The organism is Bradyrhizobium sp. HKCCYLR20261, assembly GCF_051168435.1.
In the GTDB taxonomy this organism is placed as follows: Bacteria; Pseudomonadota; Alphaproteobacteria; order Rhizobiales; family Xanthobacteraceae; genus Bradyrhizobium.
The window spans coordinates 229,616-243,383 of sequence record NZ_JBNPUZ010000005.1; the positions used below are offsets into that span (position 1 = coordinate 229,616).

A 13,768-nucleotide genomic window follows, 5' to 3' on the forward strand; every position below is an offset into this window, starting at 1 on the left:
CATGACCCCGTTCATTTCACACCGCCGCTGGCCTCTTCGACCGCAGGACGGGTCTTCCACAGCGAGTAGGCGATGCCCGCGCCGAGCAGACCGAAGGTGATGCCCAGCGACAGCGCCGGCGGGAATTTCTCCAGTCCGAGCAGGTCGGCCAGGAAGATCTTCGAGCCGATGAAGATCAGCACCGCGGCCAGCGCCAGCTTCAGATACTGGAAGCGATCGACCATCGCGGCAAGCGCGAAGTACAGCGCGCGCAGGCCCAGGATCGCGAAGATGTTCGAGGTGTAGACCACGAACGGGTCGGTCGAGATCGCAAAGATCGCGGGCACGCTGTCGACGGCGAAGATGACGTCGGCAAACTCGATCAGGATCAGCGCCAGGAAGAGGGGCGTCATGAACCAGGTCATCTTGCCGCTGGCATCGGGCTGGCGCACGAAGAAGCGCTCCTCGTGCAACCGGTCGGTAACGTCGAAACGGCGACGCATCCAGGCCAGCGCCGGGTTGGAGCCGACATCATGCGGCTTGTCCTTGAACACCAGCATCTTGATGCCGGTCGCGACCAGGAACAGCGCGAACAGGTAGAGCACCCAGCTCGCCTGCGCGACGATCGCCGCACCCAGGCCGATCATGATCGCGCGCAGCACGATGACGCCGACGATGCCCCAGAACAGCACGCGGTGCTGATAGGCGCGCGGGATCGCGAAATAGCTGAAGATCATGGCGATGACGAAGACGTTGTCCATCGCCAAGGCCTTCTCGATCGTGAAGGCGGTCAGATAGGCCGTGCCGGCTTCGCTGCCGAGCTGCCACCACACCCAGGCGCCGAAGACGAGCGCGAGCACGATGTAGACGGCGCTCATCACCAGGCTTTCGCGCACCGAGATTTCGCGCGTCTTGCGGTGGAGCACACCGAGGTCGAAAACGAGAAGGGCAAGCACGATTGCGAGAAAGGCGAGCCACATCCAGACGGGCTTGCCGGCAAACGCGATGAACAGGAATTCCACGACGGGTCCTCTTGTCAGGCCGGTGAGATTGATGTCGTCAGGTCCGACATCGTGAGCGCACCGGCAGCTTCACCAGAGGGGCCCGGACCAGGGGTACTCCACGGACATATGTGGGGGTCCACCGGCTTTCAAGAGGCGGATGGCGCCGACGACGTTCAGTCAGATGAACGGGAAGGTGCGACAGACTGCCTCCGCGATGCTGCCTTGCGGCCCGACCCGCACGAACTAATTCCAGGGGACCGGAGATCCGGGCCCCTCTGATAGTCGCACGACTATGATGTCGGACTCTCTCACCTGACAGATACCGTCATCGGTATCGCGCTCTTCGCAGCGCTTTTGGGAGTTTGATGACATGCGGCCACTCGCGTCGCTTGCAGCTATTGACCTTTGCCGCTCTTCGTCCCGGCCGGGGCGCCCCGGCCGCATCAGCCAGCACGGCCCCGGGCGGCCGGATCGTCCCGACGGCGATCGTGATGGAACCGGGAGCCGCTCCGGTCATTTGGTATGGAACCCGCGCCTGATGCCCAGAGCGCGCTGGTATCTTGTGTACGGGAGCATGGCGTGACAGCGGGGGGTGACCAGACGACAGTCGCGAAGGCGCGGCTCTCGCGGCCAAGTGCCGCGGTTCGGCGTCTCCTGGTGATCATCAATCGCGGCAGCCGCTCGGGCGGCGAGGCGGCCGGAATTGCCGTGTCGCGGCTGGGGGCTGCTGGCTATGATCTCGTGATCTCGGCGCCGCATAGTCCGCGCGAGGTCGCGCCGTGGATCGAAGCCCATGCCGACGATGCGGAAGCGGTGGTCATCGCCGGCGGCGACGGCAGCCTCAATGCCGCCGCGCCCGCGCTGGTGAAAACAGGTCTGCCGCTCGGGATCATCCCGGCAGGCACCGCCAACGATCTCGCCCGGACGCTCGGTCTGCCCGATGATATGGAAGCGGCGGCCGACGTGATCGCGGCCGGTCACCGCCGTGAGATCGATCTCGGCGATGTCAACGGCCATCCGTTCTTCAACGTCGCCAGCCTCGGGCTCAGCGCCGATCTGGCGCGGCAGCTGACGAAGGAGACCAAGCGTCGCTTCGGACGGCTCGGCTATGCCATCACTGCGCTCAAGGTGCTCACCAATGCGCGACCGTTCCGCGCGATGATCGTGTCGTCGGATGGCGCGGTGCGCGTGAAGACCTTGCAGATCGCGGTCGGCAACGGTCGCTATTACGGCGGCGGCATGGCGGTCCGGCACAATGCGGAGATCGATGACTCCCATCTCGATCTCTATTCGCTGGAGATCGGGCGCGTCTGGAAGCTGCTGGCGATGGCCTACGACTTCCGCAAGGGGCGTCATGGCCTCTGGCAGGAGGTGCGGGCCTCGCGCGACACATCCTTCGAGATCCGCACGCGGCGGCCGCGCCCGATCAATGCCGATGGCGAGCTCGTCACCTTCACCCCAGCGCGCTTTTCCGTGCTGCCACGCGCGGTCTCGGTCTTCGTCCCCAGGAGCGGAGCGTCGAACGCCGCGACGCCCGACCGGCGCTGACGCGGCGCCGCTTGATCCGCGCCTTGCAGCCGCTCGTTTTCGACTGATCACACCTTGAGAGACCCATGACCAAGCAGACCCGCTTCAATCTCTGGTACGCAATCGTCGCGATCTTCGTCGCGATGATGATCCACAATGCGTGGACGAGCTATCGCCAGGTCGCCGTCATTCCCTACAGCCAATTCCAGGACCTGCTGTCGGCCGGCAAGGTGAAGGAGGTCGGCGTCTCCGAGAACTATCTGGAGGGCACGCTGAAGGAGCCGCTGCCGGGCGGCCAGACGCGCTTTGCGACCACGCGGGTCGACCAGGAGTTCGCGAAAGAACTCGCCAAGGCCAACGTCACCTTCACCGGCCGCGTCGAGAGCAACATCCTTGGCGACATCCTCTCGCTGGTGATGCCGATCGCGCTGTTCTTCGGCGTCTGGTATTTCCTGTCGCGGCGGATGATGGGCGGCGCTGGAGGGCTCGGCGGCGGCCTGATGCAGATCGGCAAGAGCAAAGCCAAGGTCTATGTCGAGGCCAATACCGGCGTGCGGTTCGACGACGTCGCAGGTGTCGACGAGGCCAAGGACGAGCTGCGCGAGATCGTGTCCTTCCTCAAGGATCCGAAATCCTATGGCCGGCTCGGCGGCCGTATGCCCAAGGGCGTGCTGCTGGTCGGCCCCCCCGGTACCGGCAAGACGCTGCTCGCGAAGGCCGTCGCGGGCGAGGCGGGCGTGCCGTTCTTCTCGATCTCGGGCTCGGAGTTCGTCGAGATGTTCGTCGGCGTTGGTGCCGCGCGCGTGCGCGACCTGTTCGAGCAGGCGCGCGCCAAGGCGCCCGCCATCATCTTCATCGACGAGCTCGATGCTTTGGGCCGCGCGCGCGGCATGGGGCCGTTCGCCGGCGGCCATGACGAGAAGGAGCAGACCCTCAACCAGCTGCTGGTCGAGCTCGACGGCTTCGATTCCTCCACCGGCCTCGTGCTGCTCGCGGCGACCAACCGTCCGGAGATCCTCGACCCCGCGCTGCTGCGCGCCGGCCGCTTCGACCGCCAGGTGCTGGTCGATCGTCCGGACAAGCCGGGCCGCATTCAGATCCTCAATGTGCATCTGAAGAAGGCCAAGCTCGCTGCCGATGTCGATCCCGAGAAGGTCGCGGCGCTGACGCCGGGCTTTACCGGCGCCGATCTCGCCAACCTCGTCAACGAGGCGACCCTGCTGGCGACGCGGCGCGGCGCTGACGAAGTGACGCTCGACGATTTCAACAACGCCATCGAGCGTATCGTGGCGGGCCTGGAGAAGCGCAACCGGCTGCTCAATCCGAAGGAGCGCGAGATCGTGGCCTATCACGAGATGGGCCATGCCATCGTCGCGATGAGCCTGCCCGGCACCGATCCCGTGCACAAGGTCTCGATCATCCCGCGTGGCGTCGGCGCGCTCGGCTACACCATCCAGCGCCCGACCGAGGACCGCTTCCTGATGACGCGCGAGGAGCTCGAGAACAAGATGGCCGTGCTGCTCGGCGGCCGCGCCGCGGAGCTGGTGGTCTACGGCCATCTGTCGACCGGCGCCGCCGACGATCTGCGCCGCGTCACCGACATCGCCCGCTCGATGGTGACGCGCTACGGCATGTCGGAGCAGTTGGGCTCGGTCGCCTATGAGCGCGACAACCAGTCCTTCCTGGCGCCGGGCGCCTCGCGCAGCGCTGACTATGGCGAGGCCGCGGGCGACGCGATCGACGCGGAGGTTCGTGCCATTGTCACTTCAGCCCTCGACCGCACCCGCAAGCTGCTGCAGGACAAACGCGACGTCCTGGAGCGCGCAGCGCGCCGGCTGCTGGTGAAGGAGACGCTCGACGAGAGCGAACTCGCGGCCATCCTGAAGCAGGACCAGCGCGCCGGTGATCTGGTGGCAGCGGCGCAGCCGATGTAGTTGGTTGGCGGCGTGGCAACCATCAAACTCGTCATCGCGCATTGGAGGATGAGCACAGTGGTCGTGAATGCGCCCTCTCCCCTAAGGCGAAGCAAAGCTTCGCCAGGGTGGGAGAGGGCATGTAGGACAGGGCAGCAGACTCGGTCGGGTGAGGGTATCTTTCCACAAGCGCAGCTCGCGGAAAGAGACCCCTCACCCCAACCGCATGCATGGATAGGCGGTACATGCCTTCTCCCACCCTGGCGAAGCTTTGCTTCGCCTTGGGGGAGAGGGCGCTGCATCTAACAGCGCAGGGGCACTTCGCTGATTTGTAGCACGTAGCCCGGATATCGCTTTCGCTCTTCCGGGTACGTGATCATCGCCTTGGCCACATCCGGGCCAGCGTCTCGTCCTTTTTGATGAACTCGTGCCAGAGCGTGGCCGCGATGTGCAGGCCCACTACGAGATAGACCACATAGGCCAGCGTATCGTGCGCGATTTCGCCGGCGTGGGCGACGGCTTTGTCGCCGGCGAACAGGCGCGGCCAGCTGAAGGTCCAGAAATAGCGCAGCGAATAGCCGCCGGCCGACGAGAACATGTAGCCGGTGGCCGGCATGATCAGCAGCAGCGCATACAGCGCCCAATGATTGAGCTGGGACAGCGCTCGGACGATGGGACCGAACGCGGCAGGCGTCGCCGGCGCTGTCGTCGTTGCCCGAACCATGATGCGCAGGACCGCCAGCAGAAACAGCGTGAGCCCGAGCGACTTGTGAATCTCGAGCAACTCGCGCCGCGGCGAGGTGCCGGCAGGCTGCAGGCCGCAATACAGCCCGATCAACATCGCCGCAATGAACAGCACTGCGGTCGCCCAATGGATCCGTCGCAGCAGCGGATCATAAGCGGTCTCGGTCGGCGGCACGTGCAGGTTCTCCATGGCGAGTTGAAACGTCAGCTCCATAGGGCACCTTGGCGCCGTTGTCGGCTCACAATTCGATGACGTGAGTGGGCAGACCTCGTTCATCTCGTGCTTTGCGGAAGCGAATCCATCGCGAGGCAAGCAGGAGTTCGTCATGATCAGCAATACAAAATCGATCTCAAATTGTCGCCGCCCTCCGGCACCACCGTATCCTGCGTGACGACGTCACGCTGCGGATGGCGTGCGCGACGGACTAGCGTTGAGGCATGGAAACGGTAGGATGCCGGCGTGGATCGTTCGAGAGGAGTGCCATGACACGACGAAGCTGGATCGGATGGGCGGCACGCCTCGCGTTTGTCGCCGTGACGCTCGGGAGCGCGGGCGCCGACGCCGCCGAGCGGACGATGTCCTGGGAGGGCGGCTGCCGCTTCACGGTCCGGTACGATCCCGCCAAGCACGACGAGACGCGGCTGCGCAACACCGTGCGTCTGCTGTTCGGCCCGTCCGATTTCGACTCGCCGGGCACGCCGCCGGCGTTCGATCCGAAGGCGGTCGCGGCGCTCGACCCCGACAAGATCGACCGCACCTGCAAGGCTGCGCTCGACGCCGCCGCGCGGCTGGAATTCATCGCGCTGCCCGGTGTCGACGATTACCGCCGCGCCAAGATGGCGGAGCTGAAGGACAGTTGCGATTTCGACCTGGCGCATACCCGCGGCTTCAAGACGCCCTCGGCGCTGCGCGACTATCAGCCCGCAGCCGCCTGTGCAAAGTTCGTCGACGCGATCGAGGGCAAGACCGACCTGCAGCAGACGTTTCGCGAGAACGTCGACAAGGGCTGCGCCGACAACGCCAGCCCCAAGGCCTGCGTCGCCCGCTACGTTGCCGAAGCCGCGAGGCCGGACGGCCAGGAGCGGATGCGGATCTATCTGGTCAATTTCGGCTGGAGCAATTGCGCCATCAACTACAACCTCCGCAACACCGGCGAGAAGAAGATGGAGGCGATGCGGAGCGCGCTCGAGACCCAGTTCCGCAAGATGTTCAAGGTCAAGCAGGACAAGTGCGAGGAGGCGGACTGACGCGCCGTCCGCCTGCTGGAAGGCGGCGCTCACGCCCGCCGCGCGATGCTGGCGTGTTCGTCAGATCAGTCCGGACAGGCGAGGCAGGCGGCGCAGCTTCTGCTCCAGCAGCGCCCTGAACTCCCGGATCGTCTGGTCGGACAGGTCCTGCTTCGGGATCGTGTGGCCGACCGACTTGCTGAGGCACAGCAGGAAGATCTTGCCGTTCTCCTTGAAGCCGCGCAAATCCGACCACGCGAGGCGCGACGTCATCCGCGGTCCCGTGATCGTGATCCCCTCGTCGTCCGCCTCGATCGCCATTGCGCCGTACAGCATGGGGTTCTGGCGATACAGCGATCCGGCGCGCATGGGGATCAGGACGAAGGTCGTCAGCGCGGCGACCGTCAGCCCGGCGATGGCGCAGAACAGCAGCCACAGCAGCACGACCGTCGCCAGCGTCCGGCCTTCATACTTGTTGAAGAAGTCGGGCAGGCTCGTGACGGTGAACACCGTGAACAGCCCGCCGCCGAACACGATCGCCTGGCCGTCACCATTCTGCAGGCGCGCGCCCTGGACGAGCGCGGCCTTGCTCAGTTCGTAGCGAAATTGCATCTTTAGCGGACTCGGCCGGCAGGAATGTTTCTCAAGCGGCCCCGAACACGCGCTTGAAGATCGTGTCGACGTGCTTGAGGTGGTAGCCGAGGTCGAACTGCTCGTCGATCTCGGCGTCCGTCAGATACTTCTTCACGTCGGCATCGGCCTTCAGCAAGGTGCGGAAGTCGCCTTCGCCGCGCCACACCGGCATCGCGTTGCGCTGCACGAGCTTGTAGGAATCCTCGCGGCTCGCGCCCTTCTGGGTCAGCGCGATCAGCAGGCGCTGCGAGTGCACGAGGCCGCCGAGCTTGTCGAGGTTCTTCTCCATGTTGGCCGGGTAGACCAGCAGCTTCTCGATCAGGCCGGCGAGGCGCACCAGCGCGAAGTCGAGCGTCACCGTCGCATCGGGGCCGATCATGCGCTCGACCGAGGAATGCGAGATGTCGCGCTCGTGCCAGAGCACGACGTTCTCCATCGCCGGGGTCACATAAGCGCGCACCATGCGGGCGAGGCCGGTCAGGTTCTCCGACAGCACGGGATTGCGCTTGTGCGGCATCGCGGAGGAGCCCTTCTGGCCCTCCGAGAAGAACTCCTCGGCTTCCAGCACTTCCGTGCGCTGCAGATGGCGAACCTCGGTGGCGAAGCGCTCGACCGAGGAGGCGATCACGCCGAGGGTGGCAAAGAACATCGCGTGGCGGTCGCGCGGAATGACCTGGGTGGAGACCGGCTCCGGGGTCAGGCCCATCGCCTTGGCGACGTGCTCCTCGACGCGCGGATCGATCTGGGCGAAGGTGCCGACGGCGCCGGAGATCGCGCAGGTCGCGACCTCCTTCCGTGCGGCGACCAGGCGCTCGCGGGCGCGCGTGAATTCCGCATAGGCATAAGCGAGCTTGAGGCCGAAGGTGACCGGCTCGGCATGGATGCCGTGCGAGCGGCCGATGGTCGGCGTCATCTTGTGCTCGAAGGCGCGCTTCTTCAGCGCGGCGAGCACCTTGTCGAGATCGGCGAGCAGCAGGTCGGCCGCGCGGGTCAGCTGGACGTTGAGGCAGGTGTCGAGCACGTCGGAGGACGTCATGCCCTGGTGTACGAAACGCGCCTCGGGGCCGACGATCTCGGCCAGATGTGTCAGGAAGGCGATGACGTCGTGCTTGGTCTCGCGCTCGATCTCGTCGATGCGGGCGACGTCGAAGGTGGCGTCCTTGGCCTTGGCCCAGATCGTCCGGGCGGCATCCTTCGGGATCGTGCCGAGCTCGGCCAGCGCGTCCGCCGCATGCGCCTCGATTTCGAACCAGATCTTGAACCGGGTCTGCGGCTCCCAGATCGAGGCCATTTCGGGACGGGTATAGCGGGGGATCATCGGGGCTCTCCGAGGCAGGAGGTGAGGTGGGCGGGCCGATCGCGGCCGCGCCTGCAGCATTTTACGCCGTGCTCTATCAGAGCCGCCGGGGGGATACAAACGGCGGGTTTCACTGTCCAATCCGGCGCTGTAAGGTATTATGATACTAATTTTAGAAATCGTGCTGACAGATATTGAAATCTGTCAGCGCGATGGTGTATATGCAATCCATGATCAACTAGCACTGTCTGACCATGGGGTTCAGCGGCTTCAACTGCGAAGGACCGCTTCGATGAAGATTGAAAAGCGATTGCTCCACTCACAATTCCAGGACTGGCTGAATCTCCGGGTGGCTCGTCACCTGGAGGCCCAGGCCGCCAAGTTCCGCGCCGTCCCGGCGGCGGATCGCGGCGAGGCGATCCAGATCAAAGCGCATCCTAGTGATGCCGATATGGTGCACGCATGAATGAGGCCGTGGTTCTGACATCCGAGCGCATCCTCGAAGTCACCGAGGACGTGTTGCGCCGTTACGGGCTCGCCAAAGCGACGGTCGTCGACGTCGCGAGAGCGCTCGATGTCAGCCACGGCTCCGTCTACCGTCACTTCCCGAGCAAGGCGTCGCTGCGCGAAGCGGTGGCCAAGCGCTGGCTCGAGCGCGTCAGCGTGCCCTTGGCGCAGATCGCGGCCGAGCCGGGGCCGGCGCCGGCCAAGCTGGAACGCTGGCTACGCGAGCTGTTCGACGCCAAGCACAAGCGAGTGTGCGAAGATCCCGAGATGTTCGCGACCTACCTGACGCTCGCCCGAGAGGCCTGCACGGTGGTGAAGGCGCATAAGCAGGATCTGATTGCCCAGGTCGAGGGCATGATCACCGAGGGCGTCGCCCAGGGCGCGTTCGAGGTCGATGATCCCAAGACCGCGGCCGCGGCAATCTTCGATGCGACGCGCAGCTTCCATCATCCCGCCCACGCCGACGAATGGGCCGATTGCACCTGTTCGACCCGGGTCGACGCGGTGCTGACCTTGTTGTTGCGAGGCCTGGCAAAGCGATAGCTGCGTCTAGCCCGAATATCGCTGCGCTCATGCGGGGTTACGGAGTCCCTGCAGGGTGGGCAAAGGCGCAAGGCACTATATCAGTTCGTGCCGAGATGTCGCGCGCCGTGCCCACCATCGATCAGCATATTCCGCGGCGAGACGGTGGGCATGGCGCCATTGCTAGCTCGCTTGTGGTAACGGCACGGCAGCGCCTTTGCCGGCCCTACAGATCCGCCGGGCCGCTCGTCAGCGTCAACCGCGCCAATGGCGCATCGACTAAAACTCTTCCACCGACGTCCTAGCCCATGCAGGCTTTGCGAAATTCGGCCGGTGTGACGTTGAGCTTGCGGCGGAAGATCCGGTTGAGGTGACTCTGGTCGGAGAACCCGCAGAGCAGGGCGATCTCCTTCAGCGCGAGCCGGTCCTTGCGCAGGTGCTCGCAAGCGCGTTCCACCTTGCGATTCAGGACGTAGGTATGCGGTCGCATGCCGTAATGCGCATGGAATTTGCGCGCGAACTGCACCGGCGTGCTGTTGCAGATGCTGGCCAACTCCTCCAGCGTGATGTTCCGGCCGATATTCTGCTCGATGTAGTCCTCGATCAGCCGCGCGTGGGCCGGCCTGAAGCGTCCCTGCGAACAGGGCAATTTGAACTGCACCGAGGCATAGCTTCGCAGGATGTGCACGCTCGCCTGAAGGGCCAGGGCATCGTAGCACAGCCGACCGCCTGGGCCGCCGTCGGAGATCTCCTGCACCATCCGGTCACTGATCCAGGTCAGGACCGGGTCGTCGATCCGGAGCAGGTCGTGGAGTTCGATTGTCTCGGCATCGCGATCGAACGCATCGCTCGCGGTCTTCGCCATGAGGCTCGGCGCGATATAGAAATGAGTGACCTCGACGTCGCTGTTCCAGCGCCAGTTCGACGCTTCCGCACGCGTCAACAACGTCGTGACGCCGCGGCCGACATGATCCTGCTTCCACGCGCCGGTCACCCGGCGGTTCATCGACGTGGTCCCTCCGCGGTAGACGACAACTAAGAAGTTCTCGGAGGGCGGCACCCAGATATCGGACGGCGCATAGCGGAAGACGCGGAGCCGAAAGTCCGCCTTTCCGATTGCCGAGCTGTCCAGCATCAGCTCGCCGGGAGCGTAGCGCGGCAGCTCCTCGACGCTGATCAAATGGCCCATCGCGCGAGCCTCCCTTGATTTTTTTATGGCGCGATTGATCGCTGCTGCTTCTCATTGGCCTTGCGGCGGAGCCAGCATAGGCCGGTTTCGCGGTTTGCCAAGCGAGCTTTGTTGCGACTTGCGAGCACAGCTGGCGCGTGCGCCGCACCGTTCAAGAAATCGTCTGTTTCGTCCAAGCCCCGACGGGGCGCCGGCCCATAGCCTGCGCGGGCGACAACGAAAACGCAGCCCCCGTCCGATGACGCACGGACGAGGAACGGCGGCGTGCGCCCTGAAACAAGGATGAGGAGGACCAGATGACGGAAGCCGCTGTGAACGCCAACGGAGACGCTTCGCGTGTGACGACCAGGCTCGATGCGGTCGTGATCGGAGCCGGCGTTGCCGGGCTCTATCAGCTCTATCGCCTGCGCGAGCAGGGACTGAGTGTCCGGGCCATCGACGCCGCATCAGGCGTCGGCGGGACCTGGTACTGGAATCGCTATCCCGGCGCCCGCTTCGATTCGGAAGCCTACATCTATCAGTATCTGTTCTCCGAGGAGCTCTACAAGGGCTGGAGCTGGAGCGAGAAGTTTCCGGCCCAGCCGGAGATCGAACGCTGGCTCAACTACGTCGCCGACCGGCTCGATCTGCGCAAGGACATACAGTTCGGCACCACCGTCAAGCGCGCGCAGTTCAACGAAGCGACGCAGCGCTGGCTGGTCACGACCGACAAGGGCGAGCTGATCGATACCCAGTTCCTGGTCACCTGCTGCGGCATGCTGTCGGCGCCCCATGTCTCGTTTCCCGGCCAGGACACGTTCGAGGGCGACCTGTTCCATACCGCGCGCTGGCCGAAGCAGCCGGTCAGCTTCGCCGGCAAACGCGTCGGAATCATCGGCAATGGCGCGACCGGCATCCAGGTCATCCAGACCGTTGCCGGCGAGGCCGGTCACCTCAAGGTCTTCGTCCGCACCCCGCAATACGTCATTCCGATGAAGAACCCGAAATACGGCGCCGACGATGCGGAGGCCTACAAGTCGAAATTCCAGCACCTGACGGAGCGCCTGCCGCACACCTTCACCGGCTTCGAGTATGATTTCGAGCATGCCTGGGCCGACCTGTCCCCGGAGCGGCGCCGGCAGGTGATCGAGGAGTGCTGGGAAGACGGCTCCCTCAAGCTGTGGATCTCGTCCTTCGCCGAGCTGTTCTTCGACGAGGCGGTCAATGCGGAGATCTCCGAATTCGTGCGCGGCAAGATGCGCGAGCGGCTGAAGGATCCGAAGCTGTGCGATCTCCTGATCCCCGCAGATTACGGCTTCGGCACCCACCGCGTGCCGCTTGAGCAGAACTTCCTCGAAGCCTTCCTTCGTCCCAATGTCGAGATCGTCAGCGTCAAGACCAATCCGATCGAACGCGTCACCCCGAAGGGCATTCAGATGGCCGACGGGACCGTGCACGAATTCGACATGATCATCCTGGCGACCGGCTTCGACGCCGGCACCGGCGCGCTGACGCGGATCGATATTCGCGGGCGCGGCGGCCGATCGCTCAAGGAGGATTGGAGCAGGGACATCCGCACCACGATGGGCCTGCAGGTGCACGGCTATCCCAATCTGTTCACGACCGCGGTGCCGCTCGCTCCCTCGGCCGCGCTGTGCAACATGACGACGTGCCTGCAGCAGCAGGTCGAATGGATCGACGACTGCATCAAATACATGCGGTCGAAAGATTTGAGGGTCATCGAGCCGACCCGGGAAACCGAGGATGACTGGGTCGCCCATCACGACGAGACTGCCAATGCGACGCTGATCGCCAAGACGAATTCCTGGTATCTCGGCTCGAATATCGCGGGCAAGCCGCGGCGGGTTCTGTCCTATTGCGGCGGGGTCGGGGCCTATCGCCAGAAATGCGATGAGGTCGCGGCCAGCGGCTACCGGGGCTTTGCCATGCATTGAGCCGTCGGCAGATGCCGGCGCTGGGACACAAAGCAAAAAGCACGAGGGAGGACTACCATGAGCACGAATTTCACCGCGGCGGCCGACGCCGTTCTCGACGGCGTCGTCACATCCACACCGCGCGTGCCTGGCGTGGTCGCGATGGTGACGGACCGCGATCGCAACATCTACCAGGGCGCGGCGGGACAACGCCGTCTCGACCGGCCTGAGCCGATGACCGCCGACAGCATCTTCGCCATCTTCTCCACCACCAAGGCGATCACCGGCACGGCCGTGCTGCAACTTGTCGAGGACGGCAGGCTGGACCTCGATGCGCCAGCGAAGCGCTACGCGCCGGAGATCGGATCGCTCCAGGTGATCGAGGGCTTCGACGCCAAGGGCGAGCCGATCCTGCGCGCGCCGAAGCGCGACATCACCACGCGCATGCTGATGACGCACACCGCGGGGCTGAGCTATGACTTCATCAATCACACCTACAACCGGCTGGCGCAGGAGAAGGGCCAGCCCAGCGTGATCGCCGCGACCAAGGCCTGCCTGATGACGCCGCTGCTGTTCGATCCCGGCGACCGCTGGGATTACGGCTCCAACATGGACTGGTGCGGCCAGATCGTCGAAGCAATTGCCGGCCGGCGCCTCGGGGAGGTGCTGAACACGCGCGTGTTCGAGCCGCTCGGCATCAAGGACATGTCCTTCGAATTGACCGATGCCATGCGCAGCCGGCTGGCCGGAATCCACGCGCGCAACGCTGACGGCTCGCTGACGTCGATGGATTTCGAACTGCCGGCCGAGCCCGAGGTGCACATGGGCGGCCACGGCCTCTATGGCACGGTCGGCGACTACATGCGCTTCATCCGCATGTGGTTGAATGATGGCGTGGGTGAGTTCGGCCGGGTGCTGAAGCCTGAGACGATACGCATGGCTGAAAAGAACCATCTCGGCGACAAGAAGGTGACGCCCTTGACCGGCGTCATTCCGGCATTGTGCAACGATGCGGAGTTCTTCCCCGGCCAGTCCAAGTCGTGGGCGCTGAGCTTCATGATCAACGAGGAGCAGGCGCCGACGGGCCGTCCGGCCGGTGCGCTGGGCTGGGCCGGCCTGGCCAATCTGTTCTATTGGATCGACCGGCAGAACGGATTCGGCGGTTTCTGGGCGACGCAGATCCTGCCTTTCGGCGACCCCACGTCGTTTGTCGGCTACATGAACTTCGAGACGGCCTTCTACCAGAGCCTGCGCCAGCGCATGGCGAGCTAGGCAGAACAACGCGGGAAACTGAACGTGTCGAAAGGGGGGCT

12 protein-coding genes are annotated in these 13,768 nt (G+C 64.7%); 7 read left to right on the top strand and 5 right to left on the bottom strand.

Annotation, left to right across the window (positions count from 1 at the left end; genetic code table 11):
* Positions 1-11 precede the first annotated feature (11 nt).
* On the bottom strand, positions 12-1,001 hold the full coding sequence (locus tag ACQR1L_RS13680) for a TerC family protein (RefSeq protein WP_434858477.1): 990 nt from the start codon (positions 999-1,001) through the stop codon (positions 12-14).
* A gap of 561 nt (positions 1,002-1,562) precedes the next feature.
* Between ACQR1L_RS13680 and ACQR1L_RS13685 the strand changes: the two genes are divergently transcribed.
* Both ACQR1L_RS13685 and ftsH read left to right on the top strand, forming a co-directional pair.
* The gene (locus ACQR1L_RS13685; protein ID WP_434858478.1) at positions 1,563-2,531 is read left to right on the top strand and encodes a lipid kinase; all 969 of its coding nucleotides are present in this window, start codon (positions 1,563-1,565) and stop codon (positions 2,529-2,531) included.
* Positions 2,532-2,596: 65 nt separating this feature from the next.
* A complete protein-coding gene (gene ftsH, locus ACQR1L_RS13690) occupies positions 2,597-4,444 on the top strand; it encodes an ATP-dependent zinc metalloprotease FtsH (protein ID WP_434858479.1) in 1,848 nt (615 codons plus the stop codon).
* A 355-nt stretch (positions 4,445-4,799) separates the two neighbouring features.
* Here ftsH and ACQR1L_RS13695 read toward each other — a convergent pair whose 3' ends face one another.
* Positions 4,800-5,342 (bottom strand): cytochrome b, encoded by a 543-nt coding sequence (locus ACQR1L_RS13695; protein ID WP_434858781.1) that lies wholly within the window; start codon positions 5,340-5,342, stop codon positions 4,800-4,802.
* A 308-nt stretch (positions 5,343-5,650) separates the two neighbouring features.
* On the opposite strand from ACQR1L_RS13695, the gene ACQR1L_RS13700 reads away from it, so the two are divergent.
* Complete coding sequence (locus ACQR1L_RS13700; RefSeq protein WP_434858480.1) at positions 5,651-6,415, top strand: hypothetical protein; 765 nt, start codon at positions 5,651-5,653, stop codon at positions 6,413-6,415.
* 60 nt (positions 6,416-6,475) lie between these two features.
* On the opposite strand, the gene ACQR1L_RS13705 is transcribed toward ACQR1L_RS13700, so the two are convergent.
* Together ACQR1L_RS13705 and purB are read right to left on the bottom strand one after the other, a co-directional pair.
* Positions 6,476-7,006, bottom strand: coding sequence for a YcxB family protein (locus ACQR1L_RS13705; RefSeq protein WP_434858481.1), 531 nt, complete (start codon positions 7,004-7,006; stop codon positions 6,476-6,478).
* 31 nt (positions 7,007-7,037) lie between these two features.
* The gene (gene purB / locus ACQR1L_RS13710; RefSeq protein WP_434858482.1) at positions 7,038-8,345 is read right to left on the bottom strand and encodes an adenylosuccinate lyase; all 1,308 of its coding nucleotides are present in this window, start codon (positions 8,343-8,345) and stop codon (positions 7,038-7,040) included.
* Between the two features lie 271 nt (positions 8,346-8,616).
* Between purB and ACQR1L_RS13715 the strand changes: the two genes are divergently transcribed.
* The gene (locus tag ACQR1L_RS13715) at positions 8,617-8,790 is read left to right on the top strand and encodes a hypothetical protein (RefSeq protein WP_434858483.1); all 174 of its coding nucleotides are present in this window, start codon (positions 8,617-8,619) and stop codon (positions 8,788-8,790) included.
* Entirely contained in the window at positions 8,787-9,374 is a 588-nt protein-coding gene (locus tag ACQR1L_RS13720; protein WP_434858484.1) for a TetR family transcriptional regulator, read from the top strand. Before ACQR1L_RS13715 ends, ACQR1L_RS13720 begins: the two co-directional genes overlap by 4 nt.
* Positions 9,375-9,654: 280 nt before the next feature.
* On the opposite strand, the gene ACQR1L_RS13725 is transcribed toward ACQR1L_RS13720, so the two are convergent.
* The gene (locus tag ACQR1L_RS13725; RefSeq protein WP_434858485.1) at positions 9,655-10,542 is read right to left on the bottom strand and encodes a helix-turn-helix domain-containing protein; all 888 of its coding nucleotides are present in this window, start codon (positions 10,540-10,542) and stop codon (positions 9,655-9,657) included.
* A gap of 296 nt (positions 10,543-10,838) precedes the next feature.
* On the opposite strand from ACQR1L_RS13725, the gene ACQR1L_RS13730 reads away from it, so the two are divergent.
* Together ACQR1L_RS13730 and ACQR1L_RS13735 are read left to right on the top strand one after the other, a co-directional pair.
* Positions 10,839-12,476 (top strand): flavin-containing monooxygenase, encoded by a 1,638-nt coding sequence (locus tag ACQR1L_RS13730; protein ID WP_434858486.1) that lies wholly within the window; start codon positions 10,839-10,841, stop codon positions 12,474-12,476.
* Positions 12,477-12,533: 57 nt separating this feature from the next.
* A complete protein-coding gene (locus ACQR1L_RS13735) occupies positions 12,534-13,727 on the top strand; it encodes a serine hydrolase domain-containing protein (protein ID WP_434858487.1) in 1,194 nt (397 codons plus the stop codon).
* Positions 13,728-13,768: the final 41 nt, after the last annotated feature.